General features: G+C 66.1%; 1 protein-coding gene and 1 pseudogene. Both read right to left on the bottom strand.

Annotated elements, in window-relative coordinates; all coding sequences use genetic code 11:
• Nucleotides 1-327: pseudogene (locus LQV45_RS33830) on the bottom strand (DUF4389 domain-containing protein); the annotation flags it as partial.
• Between the two features lie 155 nt (nucleotides 328-482).
• A partial coding sequence (locus tag LQV45_RS33825) for a zinc-binding dehydrogenase (protein ID WP_230012194.1) occupies nucleotides 483-1,217 on the bottom strand: 735 nt, incomplete at its 5' end.

Below are 1,217 nucleotides of genomic sequence, written 5' to 3'. Positions count from 1 at the left end.
GGCCAGGTACGTCGCGACGTCGGCCCGCGGGGCAATTCCGATGAAGATTTCCTTGCCGGGGTCGGTGGACGAACCGCGGAGCAGCACGCTGCCCGCAATGTCCACCGGAACGCCGTCGTCCACGCCGCCGCCGGTCATGAGGTCCAGCCGGGGGGTCGTCAGCGCGTAGGAATTGCCTGAGAAAGGCGCTGACGGCGTGATGAAGTACCTGCCGTCACGTTGTTGGTAGTTGACCCAGCCTGCAAAGCCGGCGCCCGCCAACAGTCCCAAACCGACCAGCGCGCACAGCGAGCCGATCACCAGCATGACAATCCGGCCTGCCTTCATGGCCGCCGTCCTTTCAGATGGTCCGTTTGCCACGCCCGGCCGGACGTGGCTTCCGGAAGCTGGCGGCCCGGGCCGCTACCGCCCGAGCGGGATCACGAACGGCTTGGCTTCGTCGATCGCGCCGGCACTGCCTGCGTGGAGGACAACGAGCGCGTTCATGCCGTGATCACGACTTTGAGGGCCTTCGTCTCCGCGGCGCGGGCGAAAGTGTCGTACGCCTCCATGAACTCGTCAAAGGTGAAGTGGTGGGTGGCGAAACTGTCCGCGGGGATCTTTTGCTGTGCCACGAGCTTGAGCAGCATGGGGGTGGTGTTGGTGTTCACCAGGCCCATGCTGATGTTGATGTTCCGGATCCAGAGGTCTTCGACGTGCAGTTCCACGGCCTTGCCGTGCACACCCACGTTGGCCACGGTGCCGCCGGGACGCACGATGTCGGTGCACATCGTGAAGGTCGCCGGGACGCCCACGGCCTCGATCGCCACGTCCACACCCTGCCCGTCGGTCAGGAGCATGAGCTGCTCCTTCCAGTCGGCATCGGATGAGAGGACCACGTCGGTGGCTCCGAATTCGCGGGATTTCTCGAGCCGGTTCGCGTCGAGGTCGACGGCGATGATCGTGGCGGCGCCGTAGAGGCCGGCGGTGGAGATCGCGGCAAGTCCCACGGGGCCCGCGCCGATGACGGCGACCGTGTCGCCGGGCTTGACCCGGCCGTACTGCACGCCGATCTCAAAGCCGGTGGGGAGGATGTCGGAGAGCATGACGGCCTGCTGGTCGCTGACTCCCTCAGGCAGGAGGTGCAGGGAGTTCTCTGCATAGGGGACGCGGACGAACTCGGCCTGCGTGCCGTCGATCAGATGTCCGAAAACCCAGCCGATGCCGGAGGTGCCTTC

The sequence above is a fragment of the Microbacterium sp. Bi128 genome (genome assembly GCF_918698205.1).
The sequence above is the reverse complement of the archived record's forward strand: the minus strand, read 5'-3'. Positions and strand labels throughout refer to the sequence as shown.